Annotated in this window: 14 protein-coding genes; 10 read left to right on the top strand and 4 right to left on the bottom strand. The window is 47.7% G+C overall.

Annotated elements, in window-relative coordinates; all coding sequences use genetic code 11:
* Positions 1–65 precede the first annotated feature (65 nt).
* Together ACYVGR_RS23685 and ACYVGR_RS23680 are read left to right on the top strand one after the other, a co-directional pair.
* Positions 66–644, top strand: coding sequence for a Crp/Fnr family transcriptional regulator (locus tag ACYVGR_RS23685; protein WP_460961388.1), 579 nt, complete (start codon positions 66–68; stop codon positions 642–644).
* Between the two features lie 116 nt (positions 645–760).
* Entirely contained in the window at positions 761–1,615 is an 855-nt protein-coding gene (locus ACYVGR_RS23680; protein ID WP_460961386.1) for an SDR family oxidoreductase, read from the top strand.
* Between the two features lie 57 nt (positions 1,616–1,672).
* Here the strand turns inward: ACYVGR_RS23680 and ACYVGR_RS23675 are convergent, their stop codons facing one another.
* Positions 1,673–3,253 carry a Na+/H+ antiporter gene (locus ACYVGR_RS23675; RefSeq protein WP_460961384.1) on the bottom strand — a complete coding sequence of 527 codons (1,581 nt, stop codon included), beginning with the start codon at positions 3,251–3,253 and terminating at the stop codon, positions 1,673–1,675.
* Positions 3,254–3,433: 180 nt separating this feature from the next.
* Here ACYVGR_RS23675 and ACYVGR_RS23670 point away from each other — a divergent pair, with 180 nt between their 5' ends.
* Positions 3,434–5,725, top strand: a complete 2,292-nt coding sequence (locus tag ACYVGR_RS23670) for a histidine kinase dimerization/phosphoacceptor domain -containing protein (protein WP_460961382.1) — start codon at positions 3,434–3,436, stop codon at positions 5,723–5,725.
* Between the two features lie 135 nt (positions 5,726–5,860).
* Here the strand turns inward: ACYVGR_RS23670 and ACYVGR_RS23665 are convergent, their stop codons facing one another.
* A complete protein-coding gene (locus ACYVGR_RS23665; RefSeq protein ID WP_460961380.1) occupies positions 5,861–8,416 on the bottom strand; it encodes a sigma 54-interacting transcriptional regulator in 2,556 nt (851 codons plus the stop codon).
* A 217-nt stretch (positions 8,417–8,633) separates the two neighbouring features.
* Between ACYVGR_RS23665 and ACYVGR_RS23660 the strand changes: the two genes are divergently transcribed.
* Entirely contained in the window at positions 8,634–9,479 is an 846-nt protein-coding gene (locus tag ACYVGR_RS23660) for an AraC family transcriptional regulator (RefSeq protein ID WP_460961378.1), read from the top strand.
* A gap of 235 nt (positions 9,480–9,714) precedes the next feature.
* Here ACYVGR_RS23660 and ACYVGR_RS23655 read toward each other — a convergent pair whose 3' ends face one another.
* Positions 9,715–11,076: a M24 family metallopeptidase gene (locus ACYVGR_RS23655; RefSeq protein ID WP_460961376.1), complete on the bottom strand. Its 1,362-nt coding sequence runs from the start codon at positions 11,074–11,076 to the stop codon at positions 9,715–9,717.
* Positions 11,077–11,273: 197 nt separating this feature from the next.
* Here ACYVGR_RS23655 and ACYVGR_RS23650 point away from each other — a divergent pair, with 197 nt between their 5' ends.
* The 5 genes from ACYVGR_RS23650 to ACYVGR_RS23630 all read left to right on the top strand — a co-directional run bounded on the left by ACYVGR_RS23650 (position 11,274) and on the right by ACYVGR_RS23630 (position 18,594).
* A complete protein-coding gene (locus tag ACYVGR_RS23650; protein ID WP_460961374.1) occupies positions 11,274–13,991 on the top strand; it encodes a DUF5686 and carboxypeptidase regulatory-like domain-containing protein in 2,718 nt (905 codons plus the stop codon).
* 199 nt (positions 13,992–14,190) lie between these two features.
* Positions 14,191–15,114 carry a metallophosphoesterase family protein gene (locus ACYVGR_RS23645; RefSeq protein ID WP_460961372.1) on the top strand — a complete coding sequence of 308 codons (924 nt, stop codon included), beginning with the start codon at positions 14,191–14,193 and terminating at the stop codon, positions 15,112–15,114.
* Positions 15,115–15,239: 125 nt separating this feature from the next.
* Positions 15,240–15,743 (top strand): MOSC domain-containing protein, encoded by a 504-nt coding sequence (locus ACYVGR_RS23640; protein WP_460961370.1) that lies wholly within the window; start codon positions 15,240–15,242, stop codon positions 15,741–15,743.
* A 370-nt stretch (positions 15,744–16,113) separates the two neighbouring features.
* Entirely contained in the window at positions 16,114–17,838 is a 1,725-nt protein-coding gene (locus ACYVGR_RS23635; protein WP_460961368.1) for a sensor histidine kinase, read from the top strand.
* Between the two features lie 3 nt (positions 17,839–17,841).
* The gene (locus tag ACYVGR_RS23630; RefSeq protein WP_460961365.1) at positions 17,842–18,594 is read left to right on the top strand and encodes a response regulator; all 753 of its coding nucleotides are present in this window, start codon (positions 17,842–17,844) and stop codon (positions 18,592–18,594) included.
* A 7-nt stretch (positions 18,595–18,601) separates the two neighbouring features.
* Here ACYVGR_RS23630 and ACYVGR_RS23625 read toward each other — a convergent pair whose 3' ends face one another.
* Positions 18,602–19,048, bottom strand: a complete 447-nt coding sequence (locus ACYVGR_RS23625) for a hypothetical protein (protein ID WP_460961363.1) — start codon at positions 19,046–19,048, stop codon at positions 18,602–18,604.
* A 139-nt stretch (positions 19,049–19,187) separates the two neighbouring features.
* On the opposite strand from ACYVGR_RS23625, the gene ACYVGR_RS23620 reads away from it, so the two are divergent.
* Positions 19,188–19,802 (top strand): DUF6624 domain-containing protein, encoded by a 615-nt coding sequence (locus tag ACYVGR_RS23620; protein WP_460961361.1) that lies wholly within the window; start codon positions 19,188–19,190, stop codon positions 19,800–19,802.
* Positions 19,803–19,827 lie beyond the last annotated feature (25 nt).

Below are 19,827 nucleotides of genomic sequence, written 5' to 3'. Positions count from 1 at the left end.
AAAACAAGCCGACAGAATCTAAAAAATAGGTTTTCTTTGCGAATTCCTTACCAGCCAATTTTACGGTGTACGACGTTTTCATTCATTACCTCAACCAGCACATTGCCCTGACGGACGCGGAAGCCGAGCGGATCAAGTCGCTCTCGACCGTGAAAAAGCTGCGCAAAAAACAGTATCTTCTTCAGGAGGGTGATGTCTGGGTATATAACGCTTTCGTCACGAAAGGTTGCCTGCGCTCGTATTCGGTGGATGAAAAGGGGCTGGAACACGTGATTGGGTTGGCAGTAGAGAACTGGTGGATCGGCGACCGCGAGAGCCTAATCTCGGGGAAGCCCTCTCGATTCAACATCGATGCCATTGAGGAGAGTGAAGTTGTCCTGATCACGAAGGATAACTTTAATCGGATCAGTCAGGAAATACCGGTGTTCAACGAGATGGTGAATTCGATTCTGGAGCGAAGTTTTGTTGCTTCCCAGAACCGCATCCAGGCTGCCATCAGTTACTCGGCTGAAGAAAAATACCTGAATTTTGTCAATAAATACCCATCATTCGCCCAACGGGTCCCGCAAAGCATGATTGCTTCCTATCTGGGTATGACGCCCGAAACCCTGAGCCGGGTACGCAATCAGGTGGCAAAGAAATAAAAACGACTCCATTGATCTAGATCAATTTCTTTCTTATGATACATCAAGGAGCAAGTTGGGCAGGTGCTGCACCTTTGTGACGTTCAAACATCAGTCATCACAAAGAAAAAATAGCCATGTCAACCATCGTTTTTATCACCGGTACCAGTACTGGTTTTGGTAAATTAACTGCCCTTACGCTAGCGAAAGCAGGCCATACCGTGCTGGCCAGTATGCGCGGAGTTCAAGCCAAAAATAAAGATGCCGCTGCCGAATTAGCCGCCATTCCCAACATTGACGTCGTTGAGATCGACGTAACGGACGATACTTCCGTAAAAGCAGCCTTCGACTATGCACTGACCAACTACGGCCGTATCGACGTACTGGTTAACAATGCTGCCGTAGCCGGTTTTGGCTTGCTGGAGGGTTACTCGTTAGACCAGATTCGGACGATGTTCGAAGTTAATTTTTACGGTGTTATTCGTACCTACCAGGCGGTGTTGCCGAGCATGCGCCAGGCCAGAAGCGGCTTGATCATCAACATTACCTCGGGTGCCAGCGGCCATACGCTGCCGTTTATGATCCCCTACATGGCCTCCAAATTCGGTGTGGAAACCATTACAGAAGGCTTGCAGGACGAACTCCGCGAATACGGTATTGAAAACGTCAGTATTCAGTCCGGCGTTTACCCAACCGAGATGAACACTGGGGTTAAAACCGGTGTAAATGCCGACAAAGCAGCGATTATAGCTGAATACGGTGAGGCTGCCATGCAGCAGTTTAACGCCATTGGGCAGTCGTTGTTCGGCAAGATGGCCGAATTTAAGATGAATCCGCAAACGATTGCCGACGGTATTTTAACCCTGATCAACATGAAACGTGGGAGCCGTCCGCTACGCTATCCGTTGGATGCCATTGCTCAGGGAACAGATCAGGAATTTATCGATGCCCGGGCTGCGCTCAAAGCCAAGTGGCTGGCGGCTTATAACTGATCAATAATGGATTACGCATCCGTGTTTTGCAGATGCGTAATCCATTATTTAAGTTGTTTACGCAGTTGCGTTTTGTAGTTGGACCTCTTCCCGGTCGAGTTCATTTTCCAGCTCATGAAACAGTTCGACATCAATTTGCTGGTTGTCCCGTAGTGCCAGCAATTCCTCCCGCTGCGACTGAATCGCGACCTGTGTCAATCGTTGCCCCAGCTTATGCTCATTAAGCGCCGTAGTCGATTCCCCCTGTTTCAATTCCTGAACCTGCGCCTGATGACGGGCAATGATTCCCTGGACAACGTTGCCGGTCAACCCTTCCGCATTGACTACCTGACGGACACCTGCCAGGGCGCGTGTTGACAGTCGTTTACGAATTTCGTGTCGGGAGAGATAGTCGGTAGCTTGCTGGCCGAACTGTAAAGCCCGAATGACCGCCGGAAGCGCAATGCCCTGCCCAACCAGGGTAAACAGAATCACGCAAAACGTAATGAACAAAATCAGGTTTCGACCCGGATACGGAAATCCGTTCGGTAATCGCTCCGGAATAGACAGTGCAGCGGCCAGCGAGACGATCCCCCGCATACTGACATAAGCCAGCAGGGTTGTATGCTTCCGTGACGGAAACACCGGCAGCAGGTGGATAAGACGACGGAACTGGTTCGAAACGGTATCGGCCAGGAAGATGAACAGAAAGCGAACGAGAATCGCAACTAAACTGATAATCACCCCAAAGCCAATGAGTTGTCCTAATGACTGTCCTTTGATCGCAGTAACCACATGAGGCAGTTGCAAGCCAATCAGAATGAAAATCAGGCCGTTCAGCAAGACAATAACAAAATCCCAGACCGCCACCGCCTGCATCCGTACCACCGGGCTGTGCACCCGCGATTGCTTATGCCCAATGAGAAGTCCTGCCGTGACAACGCTTAATACGCCACTCAGATGCAGTTTTTCGGCGGCCAAATACGCCGAGTACGCCGTCACGAACGTTAACACCGTTTCCAAAGCGGGTTCGAGTCGACCGTATTTGTGCAGCCAAAACGAGACATAGCCAACGGCCAGTCCAACGCCCACTCCGCCCCCGGCCAGTACCAGAAAATGCAACAGTGAATCGCTAAACGAAAAAGCGCCCGTACCGATCGTCGCCAGCGCCAGTTGGAAAAGCACCAGGGCCGTTGCGTCGTTGACCAGACTTTCGCCTTCCAGAATGACCATGATTCGTCGGGGTACGGCCAATGTCTTCATCACCGCCGTGGCGGCCACGGCATCGGAAGGCGAGACGATGGCTCCGAGCAATAGCCCCATTGCTAGCGTAAAGCCTGGAATCAGCGCATGAGCGACTAAGGCAATTCCTATACTAGTAACCAGCACCAGACCCAATGCCAGCACCACGATGGGTTCTAAATTTCGGCGGAAGTCGCTCCAGTTGGTATACCAGGCGGCACTGTAGAGCACCGGAGGCAGAAAAACCAGCAGCACAATCGAGGGGTCTAACGATACGCTGGGTAAGCCGGGGATAAAGCCAATGCACAGGCCACCCACGGTCAGCAGGATAGGAAAAACCAGATGCAGCCGCCGGGCTAGCATCGCCAGGCCAATCACAAAAATGAGCAGTAAAATAACGGTTTCCAGGGGATGCATGCTCGTCGGGAAAGCAGTTAAGATTCGTTCAGCAGCCTACCGCAAACTTACCGATTGATGGGGTGCAGGAACAGTATAAATCGATGGTTTTACGGTACATTGATGGTTTTCAGAGGGCCTTCTCCCCAATCATTCCAGAAAAAGGAGATATTTAGGGGGCACTAAACCTGACGTGTACTCATGAAAAAAGGCTGGGCTTTACCCCTCATACTCGTTGTCCTGCTATCGGGTCGAGGGCAGAGTCAGGATTCGGTTTTCAGCCGATTACATGCACAAATCCAGGCCAGTCAGCCAGATACTAATCGGGTTAGCTTACTGCTCCAGCTGAGCCGTGAATACGTTTTTAAGAAAGGGGAACTGGTTTCTGACCTGGATACGGCCCTGAAGCTTTCCCAGCAGGCCCAGGCGCTCAGTCAGGCGCTCCAGTATCCGCTGGGGGTGGGACGTAGTTATTTAACAACGGCCCAAGCGCTTCGGGAAAAAGGCGATAAGAACGCTGGCAGGCGATACGCCCGGCAAGCCATCGGTATCTTTACGCAGTTTGGCTATAAGCCCGAACTCGTGGAAGGCTATCTCGAATTAGCGCTGTCTTACTGGATTAACAAACAGGAACTCCCCCAGCGAATCGACTATACCCAAAAGGCACTTGCGGTTGTAAAGCAGTTAAACGACAAAGTACGGGAGGCTAATCTGTTGAAAGAACTGGCTGATTTTCAGCAGCTCCGGGGCGAGTATACACAGGCAGTTAGCGAGCTTCGGCAGGCGCTGGCGCTCTGCCAGACCAACACCTGTATGGATATGACAGGCCTGTATGATTTACTCGGCTACGTATCAACGAAACTGGGCGATTATCGGGAGGGCCTGAAATACGGCTTATTGGCGATCCAGCGGACGGAGCAATACCATGATACAGGGTTGCTGGCCTGTACCGCCTACAACCGGGTTGGCTTAACCTACTTCGCCATGGGGCAATACCGGCAGGCTTACCGATACTTTAAAAAGTCGTATGCGTTAGCGCAGAAAAACAACTACAATCCATCCATCATTCAGGTGGCGGGCAATCTTTCAATGGTGCTGCTGAGTATGCATCAACCACAACGTGCCTTGACCCTGCTGAAAACAGTCGCACGCAAAAACCCTCCCCTGGAGGATGGTAGCCGTATTCACCTGGCCATGCGGTTTATCGATGTATACCGAACGTTGAAACAGTATTCCCTGGCCCAGCATTATTGCGATCAAATCATAGCGTTAACCCCCAAAGAAGGCTGGGAAAGCATCGGGCAGGTCAGTATCTATCAATCCTTGATTCGATTTTACATTGCATCCGGCCAATATGCCAAAGCCAGTCAGTACTTAACCGAGAATGATGCCCTCTGCCGACGGAATAGTTCGCCCATCGAGCAGGCCCAGAACTACCTGCTCTGGTTTCAACTGGACACCACGCAACGGCAGTATCCACAGGCCATTCGCCATTATCAGCAGTTTGTCGATCTTCGTGATTCCTTGTTGAATGAAACCAAAAGCCGTCAGATTGCTCAGTTAGAAATCCAGTATCAGATTCAGCAGAAAGACAATGCCATTCGGTTAAATCAACGGAACATCCAATTGCTGACCAACCGGAGTCAACTTCAAACGGCTCAGCTTCAGCAGGCCCGCACGACCCGAAATAGTATCATTGTCGTAGTCGTTTTGCTGGCTGGTTTACTGGGCGTGAGCTATAATCGATACCGGCTCAAACAACGCAGCAACCAACTTCTGGAAGCCAAACAGCTCGAAATCAATCAGAAAAACAGCTCCCTCGAACAGATTTTGCGGGAGAAAGAAAACCTGCTGGACGAGAAAGAATGGATGCTGAAGGAGATTCATCACCGGGTTAAAAACAACCTGCAAATCATATCGAGTATGCTCAATGCCCAATCCGATTTTTTGCAGGACCCCAAGGCGCTGATGGCGATTAAGGACAGCCAGAACCGGGTGCAGGCAATGGCCCTGATTCACCAGAAATTATACCAGTCGGACAATCTGGCGCTGGTGAATATGGCCGAGTTCATCGACGAGATTGTCGATTACCTGATGGAATCATTTCTGCAAACGGATTTGGTACGAACGAAGATTACGGTAGCGGCCATCCAACTGGATGTGACGCAAGCTATTCCGCTTGGACTGATCATTAACGAAGCCGTGACAAACTCCCTCAAATATGCCTTTCCGCAAAACCGGGCGGGCTTGATATCGATTCAACTACAGCCGGAAGGCACGCAACTGTACCGACTGACAATCAGCGATGATGGTGTAGGCCTCCCCGCCGGACTCGACCTTGACCGCACCCCGACGCTGGGCCTGACCATGATTCGGGGCCTGAGTCGCCAGATGGGAGGTAAGTTGCGGATTCATCAGGATGCGGGCGTCCAGATTCAGCTTGAATTCAGTCAGACTCCAAAAGCCAGCCGGGCAAAGCTGATACCTGTCTGATTGGCTTTCAGAACGGGGAGGGCCTAGTACGTTGACAAACTAGATTCTGGAGGATTCTATCGATTCTCAGAAACGCCCGGTTGATCCTATAACCTATGGTTGTCAATACAATAGAAACTCGAGAATCGATAGAATCTAAATTGACCGAGCACTAGTTTGAGCGCTGATATTCAGCTTTTTCATCCGGGCTTCCAGCGTGGTTGGCTTTAGGTTGAGTAGTTCAGCCGCCCCACCATTGCCCCGAATCCGATTTCCTGATTTAGCCAGAGCTGCCAAAATAGCCGCCCGCATGGTTTCATCGATGGGTATCACCTCCTCGGTCAATTGGCTGGTCATCAACGAAACCGCTGAAAATGCACTGGGTCGTAGCGGTTCGGCCAGTTCCAGCGTAGCCGTTGGCGACAGAATGGCCGCCCGTTCCAGCACGTGTTCTAATTCCCGAATATTGCCCGGCCAGGGATACGTAAGCAGTTGCTGAAGTGCGGTATTGGCGATACTTGTCAGGGGTTTGCCTAGTTTCTTGCTGATGCGCTGGAGAAAATGCATGGCCAGCGGTCGAATATCGTCGGGGCGCTCACGGAGGGGCGGCACCACAATTGGAAAAACGTTCAGTCGGTAATAGAGATCGGATCGAAACCGGCTATTGGCCACCTCCTGCTGCAAGTTCCGGTTGGTGGCCGCAATGATCCGGACATCGATCTGAATAGGGCCTTTCCCTCCCAGGCGCTCGATTTCTTTTTCCTGAATCGCCCGCAGCAGTTTCGCCTGTAATTCGAGAGGTAATTCACCAATTTCGTCCAGAAACAACGTACCGCCATTGGCTAGCTCAAACTTACCGATTCGTTTTTCCGTCGCGCCGGTAAAGCTACCCCGTTCGTGGCCAAACAGTTCGGATTCAATCAGTTGGGCTGGTAAAGCCGCACAGTTCACTTTAACCACCGTCCGGCCTTTGCGCGACGATAAATTATGGATAGCTCTGGCTACCAGCTCTTTACCAGTTCCGGTTTCGCCCAGAATCAGTACCGTCGAGTCGGTTGGAGCTACCTGGCCAATGCTATTAAAGACGGTATGTAACGCGGGGCTATCCCCAATAATCTCCTCGAAATTATGGCTGGTTTTAATTTCTTCGGTCAGGTAGGTCTTTTCCTGTTCGAGTTTCTCGCTCAGGGTTTTGATCCGCTCAAAAGCCAGCAGGTTTTCCAGCGCCAGCCCCATCTGGTTACTGATATCCTGCAACGTACTGAGGTCCTTGTAGGTAAACGCATACGCTGCCCGGCTGGCCAGCACCAGCGAGGCCATGGGCTGATCTTTGATAAAAATCGGGACGTACATAGCGGATTGAAAGCCCAACTTCCGGTATATGTTGTTCAGTATGGTCGGGGATGTTCCATCGGCAAACTGGCAACCGACACGGAGCGTTGGCTTAATCAGCCAGGAGCGCATATCGGCCAGCACCTGTTTCCAGTCGGTCGGCGGAATGCCATATCGACGGGCTAAATCCTGTTCAGACAAGGCCACGAACGAACCAGCTTCCTTATGCACCAAGCTATCGATGGGAACGGTTTCCGGTGATCGTCCAACCTGGTAAAGCGCCACCAGATCGACGGGCATCAGTTCGTTGATACTGCTGGCCACCTGCGCTAAAATTGTCTTCAGATCATTACCATACCGGAAGGCATTGACAATCGTTAATTCAATGGCTTTCATTTGCCGACGGGCTTCCAGTTCTTCATACACCAGCAAATTATCCAGCGCCAGGGCAATCTGGGGCGTAATCAAACTAACCGCCTGATAATCTTTCTGCGTGAATCCATCTGTTTGCGTACTGGATAAAATGATCGTTGTTATGGCATTACGCTTGAGGGTAACGGGAAATAGCATCAGCGAGCGAACCCCAAAATTATCCCGACAGGAGCGTGCGGTAATGTAGCTATCACAAAGCTGGTCAAAAGCTTCGCCGGTGAATACACCTTTCTGCTCGCCAAGCCGATCCGGTGCTTCGCGGTCCAACTTATCGAGCAGTTGCGTATCCGCTTCGTTTTGCAACAGGGCGGCCAGATTTACCCGGCCAAACGTATTAGCTTCGGTTTTCTCCAGCATCAACCAGTAAAACGACGATTCGTCGGGCAGGCCAATTCGTAGATTGAGAAACGAAAAAGGTACCAGTTGGTCGATCTGGTGGGCAATGGCCAGACACAGTTGCTCACGATCCTGAATCGTGACAATGGCGTTGTTAACCGCAATCTGAATCGCCTGCTGCTGGCGCAGTTTAGCCTCTTCGCTGTGAGCATGACGGTAACGGGCTATTTCCAGCGTGGTCAGCACATCTTTCTCCCGAAACGGCTTGGTCAGAAAGCCAAACGGTTGGGTTTGTTTGGCCGCTTCCAGCAGGCCGTCGGTCAGGTTAGCAGATAGAAAAACGAAAGGAATCGACTGCTCGTTCAGCCAATGGGCCAGATCAATGCCGGTTTCGTCACCATCCAGAAAAATGTCCAGCAGCACAATATCGGGCGTTTGATCGGCTACGATGGCTTTGGCTTCGGCCACCGATCCAGCCAGGCCAATAACCTGGTAACCCGCTTTTATCAGGATACGCTGAAGGTCATGGGCAATCAGAAACTCGTCCTCCACGACCAGCAGCGAAGGCAGCCGAGTCAGTTCGCCGGGGTAAGCCATAGCAAGTTCGCTCATTGATGATCAGTAAAGGTACAACCTACCATCGACTCCATTACTCATCTCCAATATATTGGAGTCTCTACTATTTTGGAGTCTCCTTTTGAGACTAACAAGATACTAATATGCTAAAAATCAATTGTTTAAGTTTAATTTATATTTTTTTAACGTATTGGCACCCTGTTGGCAATGGATGTTAAAAAGCTTACTCACGTCTTTAAAAATGCCATTCGTTATGATATATTCCAGCCAGCATGAACCGTTACTCATCGAACAACTCGACATCACTCCCTGTTCTACGTCCGGCCAACAGCTTGCTCATTATGGGCTTATGCTTATTCAGACAGGCGTAGGTGAGTATATCGTTAACGGCAATCGGTATGTTTGCCAGGCAGGGGATGTTTTTTTTCTAGGCCCTTCCGACACGCATAGTTTCAACATTTCTCAAAAGACCAGCTTTTATCGCCTGTCATTTAGCAAGAGCTATCTAGCAAATCTTGCGACAACGAACGCTCATCCATGGCCTCATATTCAGGCGTATAGCGCACCGTTTTCAGGTGCTATCATCACAAACCGAACCGAGCAGAGGAATCTGCTGGCATTAGTCGAAATTATACTAGCGGAACAGCAACGACTTTGTCCCTTAGTGGCTAACCCAGTCGTAGAATCGTTGATGAAGGCGATTTTGAGTCTGGTAGACCGTCATCTCGCCCAGCACTCGTTTGGTGTAGACCTGCCTTCAACAACCCCTTCGACATTCATTCAACGGGTAGTAGCCTACATCAGCCAGCACATAACGGAGCCTAACTTGTTACGTATGGAAAACCTGGCGGATGTGTTCAATTATTCGGCCAGTCACCTGGCTGCTCTGTTCAAGCAACAGGTGGGCGACTCTATTCAGCAATACATTATCCGCTACAAACTCAAACAGGTTGAAACCAGACTGAGCCTAAGTACCATGACGGTATCGCAGATTGCCGACGAGTTTGGCTTCTCTGACGTCTGTCATCTCAATAAGTTGTTCAAGCGGTATTATCAGCATACGCCCACCAACTACCGCCGGAGTATGTCTCTCTTTTAAAGTCGTTGAACAAGTGGACTTGCAACACAATACTGGACAAATCTTTAAGCAACATGTTGCAGTTGCCCATTGTAATAGTCAAAAAGGGGAAATATACCGCAGCGATGAATGCCTCCGTTGCCGATTGTACCGCTCCGGCCTTTTATCAGGTCTATAAATTTACATTTTTGTTTTTTAGGCACGGATGTAAGATTTTCCCTGTTTGTTTGGCTATGTCCATTGATGCGGCTCTACGTCATTTTACGTACCCCAACTTCCTCGGAATAGTATAAATCTCAGTTTGCCGCCCGTCGATGTACCGGAAGGTTTGACCGTCGAAAAAGCCGTCTTCTTCCAGCATGATACGCACTACTTTTTTCCACTCGGGAATTTCGACAGCGGCATTCAATTCAATGGAGTAGGCCGTGTTAGCCATCAACGGATAATCGCCGGGGCCAGGAACGCCTTTCTGTTGATCCCACAACCCAATCGTTGGCCCGGCAGCGTGACCATGAACGCCAATTGGGTGCGTGTAAATAGTACCGTTAATTCCCTCTTTCTTCGATTGATCCAAAGCCGCCAATAACATCTGGTTCCCCGTTTTTCCGGCTTTGAATTGCTCGGTCAGAATATCCTGTAACCGATTGCCCTGTTTGAACGCCGTTTTGATAGACTCAGGAACATCCGTTTCGCCGGGGCGCAATACGTAAGCGTGTTGTTGTTGATCAGTGTTCAGGCGTAGGTAGGTGATACCAAAATCAACATGCAACAAATCGCCGGGCATGATTACCTGTTTGTCAGGCCGTTTGGAGAACGTGCGAAGGTGGTTGAAGTCTTCTTTATCGGAACGTTGCACATCAACAGTCGGGTGAAACCAGGTATCCAGACCCAAGTTGGTAATGCGCTGGCGAAACCACCAAACCACGTCGTCGGTCGTGGTAACGCCCGGCTGAATCACCTGCTCCGAAAATCCTTCCTGAATAATCTGATGCGACAACCGACAAATGAGTGGGTAAATTGCCATCTCTTTTTCAGTTCGGGTTTCGAGCCAGCCAACGGCTACTTTTTCCGCTGAAACAATACGCTTTTGATAGTCGGCCGGTAGCTTTTTCAGAAACTCCTCGTGTTCAGAAAACGACAAACCATCTGCATGTCCGTAGTTTGTCGACATGTTGAGGCCGATCTTCTTTGGCTTACGATCGTCAATAATCTTTGCCAACGCTTCCCACTGGTTAGGGCGTACGTCGATATCCCAGGCACCTTTCAACAGATTACCCACATCGTAACGGGCAATGGCCAGTTTTTCGACTTCTTTTCCATTATCGAAGAAAACAATGATGGTTCGTCGGCGGGCAGAAAGCCACGTACTAGGCAGCATTGTTCGCAACACCGGATCTTCGTTGTATTCGCGGGAAATAATGACCCACATATCGAGCCCCTCACGACGCATCAGTTGCGGAAGCAGATTTGTGAAGCGATCGTCCAGAATTTCGTCGACAATTCGCGCCCGGTCACGTTCGGGCAAGACGATGGAAGGCGAAGGTGGTTGAGCAATGGCAGGAGTAAGAACGAGCAGGAAAATGAATAATTTGAAGAAGAAGTGTACTGATTTTTGCATATGATTCAGGTAATGAGCAGTTTGTAGCAAGATACATAAAGTCGTTAAAGTTTTTTAACGAGTCTACAGCCAACGTTTTTATTTCTTTGTGCATCTTCTGGCTAGCAGAACAGCTGCATCTATGCCGTTTGTCAATAAAAGCAGCTTTACGTTTATCTGGCTGGTATATTTGATTATTAGCTACAACCTATTCTTGCATGAAGCTTATACTATTACTCGCTTTTGGAGCACTATTTTCATTAAATACGGCGGCCCAGACAGGCCTGCGCGGTACAGTTAAAAGTGCACAAGGTGAAGTCCTACCGTTTGCTGCCGTGATCGTGAAAGGTACTTCCACCGGCACGATCACCAACGCCGAGGGACGTTATGAAATCGCGCTGGCACCGGGTAAATATGACATCGTCTTCCAATACCTAGGCTTTCAAACTAGTCAGAAGTCTGTTCAGATTGAAACGGGCTTTGCTACGCTAGATGCCACGCTGGAAGAACAGGCGTTGCGGCTGGCCGAAGTACAAACCAAGGCAGGTAATGAAGACCCTGCCTACACCATTATGCGCCGGGCCATTGCGAAAAGCCGGTTTCACCAATTGCAGGTGCAACGATTCAAAGCGCGTGTATACACCAAATCATCATTTACCGTAATTGATCTACCAAACCTGGCCGAAATGGCTTTTCGGAAGCAGTTGAAAGAAGCGGAGAAGGAGGCCAACTTCAAAGTAGGCGTTCCGTTACTGAATGAAACGGTAGCTGAAGTGTCGTTTAATCAGCCCAATACCTACCGGCAACGAATTATCGCCAACCGAAATTCGCAGGGTGATTTTCTGAGCCCGAATCGGTTTTTTAATGCCAGTTTCTATAACCCGACTATTGCGGAGTCGGTATCGCCTTTATCGCCTAAAGCTTTCGCCTATTATAAATTTGAATATAAAGGCACATTTCGGGAGCCGGGCCCCGATGGAAAAGTGATAGAGGTTAGCAAAATTCAGGTTATTCCACGTCAGTATGGCGAAGGTGTATTTCGGGGTTCGATATCCATCATTGAAAACACCTGGGCCATTCATAGTTTGCAACTGGAAACCGTAAATAATATCGGTATATCATTTACGATTAGACACTTATGTAGCCCAATTCAGGGCGTCTGGATGCCAACCAATCAGCGGTATGAGGGCAAAGGCTCTTATCTGGGCATAAAAGCGACAGGCTATTATATTCGTAATCTTACCTTCACTGAGTTTGTGGTGAATCCCGCTTTCGTTGAGGATATTGAAGTAGCTGATGAGAAGAAAGCACCGCCTACCCAAACGCTGTCTAAAGGTGATATAAAAGGCAAGAATCTTGATGAGTTGGTGAAGAAACAGAAAGAGTTCTCGACAAAGAACCTTCGACAGATGGTTAAAGAGTACGAGAAACAGGAAAAACAAGCTCGTAAGAATCGGAAAGAAGATGTAACGGTTGTTCACGACGATTCACTTGTGGTTGATTCACTGGCTCGCAAACGCTCGAATGTCTTCTGGGATTCCTTGCGATCCGTTCCTTTAACTTCTGCAGAAATCAAAAGCTATCGGAAAGCCGATAGCCTTGGTTTAACGCATGAAATAAAAGTAAAAGTCAAGTCTGATACGACACGACAGGATAGTACCGCTCAACAGAAGAAAAAATCGCCTAACACGTTTTCGCTGGACAAAGTACTGTTTGGTCATACCTGGCGATTGTCGAAGCGGAGTTCACTGATCTATACTAGCCCACTCACCCGAATTGAGTACAATACAGTAGAAGGCTATAGTCTGGAAGGAGCGCTGAATCTGCGATTTCGGAAGAAAGTAGATTCGGTAAACCGATTCCGGCAAATTCCGCTGGGTGAGTGGAATATCGGTGGTACAGGCCGGTATCAGTTTGGTCGTAAACAACTGGTCGGCTACGGTCAGGCGAGTTACCAATACAAAACCACGCGGATTGGGCTGACGGGAGGCCGGTATCTGTATCAGCTCAATCCGGATAACCCGATCAGTCCTTTTCTGAACTCACTGACAACGCTATTATTTGAGCAGAATTTTATGAAACTCTACCAGAAAGAGTTTGTGAATCTGAGTGCTAGTGCGTCGCCATTTAAGAACCGATTATCCTTATCGGGTAGTTTAGAATATGCCCGGCGGACTGAATTGGCAAATTATAAAGAAGACTTAAAACCCTGGATTGACTGGCGTAACCGGATGTATACGTCAAATCGCCCTGATAATGCCGAGGTTGCTAGTACGGGCTTTCCTGTACATAACGCACTGATCCTGAACCTAACGGCTTCGGCTCGATTAGGGGAAACCCAATACACCATTCGCAATGGTCGTCGTACGGCTCAACGAAATAACGATGCGCCATTACTGACACTTAATTACCGAAAAGCAATCAGCGATGGATCGGCTGATGCGGCTGATTACGATTTTGTGCAAGGGACTATCAGCCATTCGTTTGAGACGGGTATTCGGAGTAAACTGAATTATCAACTTAGCGCAGGTACTTTTCTGAATGATCGGAAAGTGTACTTCCCTGATTTCAAGCACTTCGCCGGAAACGAGTTCTTCTTACAGCAGGGCGATGTTGTTTCAACCTATCGATTGTTGCCTTATTACCAATACAGTACCGGTCGGCACTTTGCCGAAGCACACGTATTGGCCGAGTTCCGAAAGTTTTTCATTACGCAGTTAACCCTCGTGCGGCTGATTGGCCTGAAAGAAAACCTGTTCGTTCATTATCTGTATACGCCGGCTTCAAAGAACTACACTGAAGTTGGGTATGGCCTGGATGGTCTGATTCCGCAAGTGTTACCCTTTTTCCGTGTGGAAGTGATCTCGCAATGGCAAGATGCGAAGTATCAGGGATTGGGCGTCCGGGTTGGAACGACGCTGAAGTTTGGGCGGTGATCTGAACCAGGATTTTTGTAATTTGACTGATTTCCTTGATTATTGAAAAATCATAGTCAGTCAGTTAAATCACAAAAATCCCGGTTCAGACAATGTAAACAAATCCTTTCCCTATGTCTCAATTTCCTAACAAAAGCATAAAGCGCACATAATCAGTAAGTCATAGACGGGGCCGTACTTTGCGTAAACCAAAGTATGCATGAACCGTCGGGATATAGTTAGACGAATGGGTGCTGGTCTTTTGGCTCTCTCGGGTCATCAGCTGTGCACAGCTCAAGTCGCCACAAAGTCTAAGCAACGGGTTTTACGGATTGCGCACCTCACCGATGTGCATATGCAACCGTTAGTAGGGGCGGCTAAGGGCTTCGAAAAATGTTTGCATCATGTGCAGGGATTAGCCGATAAACCTGATCTGATTATCAATGGGGGCGATGCCATTATGGAAGCCCACGGACGGGGGAAAGACAGCGTTAGTCGACAGTGGAAGCTCTATCAGGATGTTCTCAAAAGTGAGAATGCATTGCCCTTGTTAAGCTGCGTGGGTAACCACGACATCTGGTGTCGTCAGGAGACTAAAATCTGTTTCGAAGAAGGGCGCCAATGGGCAATGGATGAGTTGGCCATGACGAAGCGCTATTATAGCCTCGACCAAAATGGCTGGCACATTGTTGTTTTAGACAGTGTTCAGCCCAAAGCCGATGGGAGTTGGTACACGGCTCATCTGGACGATGAGCAATTTCACTGGCTCGAAACTGATCTAAAAAATACGCCTGCAGAAGTACCCGTGTTGATTGTCTCGCATGTGCCCATTCTGGCCGCCTGCGTGTTCTTTGACGGAAAACGCTTTGCTGACGAAAACTGGAGCGTACCGGCTCGGTGGATGCATAGCGATACGGTTCGCCTTACTGATTTATTCCATCTTTACCCTAACGTAAAAGCCGCTCTCAGTGGCCACATTCATTTAACCGATCGGGTCGATTATAACGGTGTCTCTTATTACTGCAATGGGGCCGTTAGTGGAGCCTGGTGGTTCGGCAAATATCATCACACGGCAGCGGGTTATGCGCTTGTCGATTTATTTGACGACGGATCGGTGGTGAATTCCTATGTGAATTACGTCTGAACCGCACTGTCTGAACCGGGATTTATATGATTTGATTGATTGCCATGATTAGTTTTAGTAGACAAAATCATAGCTCATCAGTTAAATCATATAAATCCTGGCGGGGGCGCCCGCGCGGTCAGACAGTGGACAACATCAAAGATTTATTCAACGTATTTCCTCAACCCGGTCGGGTGGAGTGGATTGGCATTCGGCCTGAACGTCGGGAGCCGATGCTTATGGTCGATGAAATCAGCCTTTCCGAAAAAAAGGGTATTTTCGGCGATCATTATAGCGGGCGCAGTGGAAATCGCCATGTGACCCTCATTCAAGCTGAGCACCTCCCCGTTATAGCTTCTCTCACAGGTCGGGATGAACTCGATCCGGGCTTACTCCGTCGGAACATAGTTGTATCGGGGCTAAATCTGTTAGCCTTAAAAGACCATCGACTTCAGATTGGCGATACAATTCTTGACGTTACGGGCCAATGTCATCCCTGTTCCAAAATGGAAACGGCCCTAGGTCCAGGGGGCTACAATGCCATGCGTGGTCATGGCGGGCTAACCGCAAAAGTGATTCAGGGAGGAACGATACGAGTGGGCGATGAGATCATCGTTTCTACCGACGCTGTACAGGCTTCTGCTTACTGATTGACGTAATTTTGACCAAATTTTATGCAAAGTAAGGTTGAACAGTAGGATTAAGTTTGTGTGTGGATAGAAGCGGAAAGCCAGATCTACTGCCAGGGATGACATGGCCTAGCTAATTCAATACGACTGATAGAGGCTACTGAGTGTAGTAAATTTACCTATCATCATAAGTTTATTTCAGCTTGCATTCTTTCAAACTTGCCTTATTTATCAGTCATTTGCAACGGTAACTTTACCAAAGGCGGGCTTTTTCTTGTCAAGTACTCTATCTTTTTTGTAGAAAAAATACTGAGGGAGCTTTGTGCATGTTTTAGTAAATTTGATGCTACTTCTATTCATTAACCGCGCCTTCGATTAAAACTGCATGTCAATGCTCCGTTTCGCGCTTTACGTGACTGGTTTAGTTACACTGTTGGGGCTGACAATAACCAATGGGCAGGCGCTAACCTATTTCCCAATAGACTCCAATCGATTGGCGTACGCCAAAGAGATTCACCAGAAAGCCATTAGCGAGCATGATTCCTTATTACTGGCAGAAGCCTGGTTTTTGTATGGGAAAATGTATGGGCTTTCTGGAAATTATAGAACATCGCAAGCCTATTTTCTGAAATCGTTACGGATACAGGAGCCTCGGGGCGATTCATACGAATTGAGTCGACTCTATTATTGGCTAAGCGAAAATGAGCGTCGCTATCAACGCTATAAAGAAGCCTTGAACTATGCTAATCATTGCCTGCAAGTTGCCCAGCGCATCCGATCGGATAAAGCGTTGGTTCGTGCGTATGGCGGTTTAGGTATGGTCTACGAAAGTATCTGGAATGGTCAGCGTAAAGGTCATGAGGCAGAATATCGCCGGATAATTGCCTGTTACCAAAAAGGGCTGAACTTGTGCTATAAACTAAACGATACGGAAGGAATTGCCGAATCGAGTGTGCATTTAGGGTCTTTATTTTCCAGCGTTAATGACCCACAGGCAATCCCCTATTTCAAAAGAGCACTCCATATTTTTACGCTAAAAGACAAAGGCGGAATTAGAGTGAAAACAATGGTGCATTTGGCCGAGGCCTATGTACAGTCGAAGCAATACAATCTGGCGGGTCAGTTATTGACTGATGCCGAAAAATTGTATGCACGTAAAAAGTTGAATGACTACGATGTTCGCATTCTTCTGGAGAGTACCTACGTTCTTTACTGTAATGCAACTGGCCAGTGGCGAAAGGCATTTGATCACTTGAGTGAGTTGAATAGATTACAGAGAAACCAACTGCTGGCAGACAGTGATGGTGCCATTCGTCGGTTGAATGTAGAATACGAAACGGAGAAGAAAGAAACGATTCTGAAGGCGCAGAAAAAGGAAATTAACTTAACAGCGCAAAACCTACGTTTACAGCAACTATTTACCCGAGGAACATTTGCCTTGTTTGTCATTGCTACTGGAATGAGCGCCGTTTTTTTTCGATTGTATCGTAAAAATCAGCGAATGAGCCACCGGAATGCAGAACTGGTTAAAGAACAAAACCACCGGGTTAAAAACAATTTACAAGTGGTGGCGAGTTTACTAAGTCTACAGTCGAAGCGGCTTACCGACCCAATCGCTAAAAAAGCTGTGGAAGAAAGCCGCCTTCGGGTACAATCGATGGCTATCCTTCATCAGCGACTATACGACGGAGGTAAATTGGCCGAAGTCGATTTGCAGGATTTTATCCAGGAAGTCGTGAGAGGGGTGCTGAAGGCGTATGGTTATCCGACCATTACCACTCGATTTGAGATTGAAAAAATCATTTTGTCGGCGAATAAGGCCGTGCCTTTGGGGTTAATTGTGAATGAGTTAATAACAAACGCCTGTAAATATGCTTTCCCTGACAACAATGCGCCGGAACTGGCCATTAGCTGCTATCGGACTGGTAAAAAAATAGAGCTTGTCATTACCGATAACGGGCCAGGTTTACAAACTGCAAAAACTGTCAAAAGTGGCTCATTCGGGATGCAACTTATTCAATCCCAAGTCGATCAATTGGATGGGACGTGTCAGTTTCGGGACGATACAGAAGAGGGTAAGTCAGGCGTATTGTTTGCAATGGAATTCAACGTGTGAGATATGAAGCCACTAAAAATTCTGATAGTTGAAGATGAAATCATTACGGCGATGGATCTTCAGGAAACACTACAAGAAGCTGGACATATTGTCACAACAATTGCCCGTACCTTTCAGGATGCTGTGAAGGCCGTGAGGAACCATCCGCCCGATCTGGCACTCATCGATATTCACCTGGAAGGCTCTTCGGCAGATGGTATTGAAACGGCCAAGAAGCTCCTGGAGATTCATCATATGCCGATTATGTACCTGACGGCCAACTCGGAGCCTGAAACATTTCAGTCGGCGAAAGAAACATTACCCGTTGCTTATTTATTAAAACCATTTCGGCACGATGAATTGAAAATGCAGGTTGAGTTAGCCTACAACTATTTCCAATTTACGCTGGCCAAAACAAGCTCAGCTCCGGTATCCGACTACTTGTATTTTCCTGTCGATAAAGGGCATGAGAAAATTGACCCCAGTGATGTGCTTTATATCGAAGCCGATGGATCGTATGTGAAAATCTTTCTGGCAAACAAAAAAAACTACCACATCAGTATGAATCTGAGCCACTTGGCTCAGTACTTTCCAACGCCCAATTTCCATCGTTTGTCACGATCGTTGTTGATCAATCTTAATTATTTGGAACGGCTGGAGGCTAATCACCTGTACCTGGTTAACCACGAACCAGTTATTCCAATTCCGGCCGCAAGTCGGAAAGAGTTGATGAACAAACTTAGGGTTGTTCGGACAAAGAAATCTCCTTTAAATTAAAGCGGGGCTACTTTTTAAGCTTTTTATAGAGATATTGGCCTATCAGCCAACTCATGATAAGACTGTAGGCGATTAGCTTTCCAGGCACTAAAATGACTAGTAGGAATATGAGCCATCTATTATAATCGTCTGAAATACGAAAAGGATTATCAACCAATCCTCCCAACCAACCTACGTTCGAATAGTCAGGGGTAACGGTGAGGGAATGGCTTATGAACACATAAAGAGTTAAACAGCAAAGTTTGATAAGTACGGGCTTTGCACCTGCATAAAGCAAATTGTAAAAGACCCAATAAAGACTAATTCCTACCAAAACCAGCCCTATCGCAATTGTCAACCAAACCCACCATTTTCTGGGAGGTTCATCATCATCATCGGGTTCTGGGGCATTCACCTCTATCTTACCAACTGGACCTGGATTAGTTGGTTCAAGAAACCATTCTAAGAAGCTCATGGATAGATTTTTTGGTCTAATTTAGAGCGTTCGAAAATAAGGAAAGCAGTTTTGTGTCAACTGGCGTTGTCAATACATTATTGGTCGAAAACAATGGATGGCTTTTGTTATAAAGCTACTTACTATAACAAAGAACTTGATGAGAAATCTGCTTATTATTGTGTTCTTACTTACTGCCACTTACTATGTTACAAATGCTCAAGAAGCTGTTCAGTATCCTAGATTAGTTTTGTTGTTAGACAGTCTAGCAAAGGTTGACGAGGCTGTCCAACAAGCCATTATCAAGGCCGAAAGTAACCATCAGACCGAATCACAACTCAAACAGCTCTACCAACAAGAGCTGGCTACATTTAATCGACACCAAACGATTATCGAACAGCTAGCCAAACAGAATGGCTTTCTAGGTTTTCACGAAGTGGGAACTGAAGGTGCCCTTCATTTTTGGTTGTTAGTACAACACAGCGATAGTACTCCCAAATTTCAAAAACATATGCTAACGCTGATGAAGAAAGAAGTCAGAAAAGACAATGCAGATCTCTATCAGTATGCTTCCTTAGTAGATCGCGTGCAGGTAAACACGGGCAAACCCCAGGTATATGGCACTCAAGTAACCTACATTGACAGAGTAGCGGTACTCAAGGGGGCTTATAAAGCGAAAAAAATCAATAAGAGTCGCTTAGCCATTGGTCTAGACTCGCTGCAAACTTATTTAGATAGTATGACAAAGCTCTACCGAGCAACTTATGACAAATAGCCCTAGTAGCAAAGTTAGGTTGCCA

The organism is Spirosoma litoris (genome assembly GCF_054776755.1).
This window is presented reverse-complemented; position numbering and strand designations above follow the sequence as displayed.

Bases quoted from the DNA above. Each gene is read 5' to 3' on its own strand.
- ACYVGR_RS23670 (WP_460961382.1), top strand. From the start codon at position 3,434: ATGAAAAAAGGCTGGGCTTTACCCCTCATACTCGTTGTCCTGCTATCG.
- ACYVGR_RS23630 (WP_460961365.1), top strand. From the start codon at position 17,842: ATGAAGCCACTAAAAATTCTGATAGTTGAAGATGAAATCATTACGGCG.
- ACYVGR_RS23660 (WP_460961378.1), top strand. From the start codon at position 8,634: ATGATATATTCCAGCCAGCATGAACCGTTACTCATCGAACAACTCGAC.
- ACYVGR_RS23665 (WP_460961380.1), bottom strand. From the start codon at position 8,416: ATGAGCGAACTTGCTATGGCTTACCCCGGCGAACTGACTCGGCTGCCT.
- ACYVGR_RS23620 (WP_460961361.1), top strand. From the start codon at position 19,188: ATGAGAAATCTGCTTATTATTGTGTTCTTACTTACTGCCACTTACTAT.
- ACYVGR_RS23635 (WP_460961368.1), top strand. From the start codon at position 16,114: ATGCTCCGTTTCGCGCTTTACGTGACTGGTTTAGTTACACTGTTGGGG.
- ACYVGR_RS23625 (WP_460961363.1), bottom strand. From the start codon at position 19,048: ATGAGCTTCTTAGAATGGTTTCTTGAACCAACTAATCCAGGTCCAGTT.
- ACYVGR_RS23650 (WP_460961374.1), top strand. From the start codon at position 11,274: ATGAAGCTTATACTATTACTCGCTTTTGGAGCACTATTTTCATTAAAT.
- ACYVGR_RS23645 (WP_460961372.1), top strand. From the start codon at position 14,191: ATGAACCGTCGGGATATAGTTAGACGAATGGGTGCTGGTCTTTTGGCT.
- ACYVGR_RS23655 (WP_460961376.1), bottom strand. From the start codon at position 11,076: ATGCAAAAATCAGTACACTTCTTCTTCAAATTATTCATTTTCCTGCTC.
- ACYVGR_RS23675 (WP_460961384.1), bottom strand. From the start codon at position 3,253: ATGCATCCCCTGGAAACCGTTATTTTACTGCTCATTTTTGTGATTGGC.
- ACYVGR_RS23680 (WP_460961386.1), top strand. From the start codon at position 761: ATGTCAACCATCGTTTTTATCACCGGTACCAGTACTGGTTTTGGTAAA.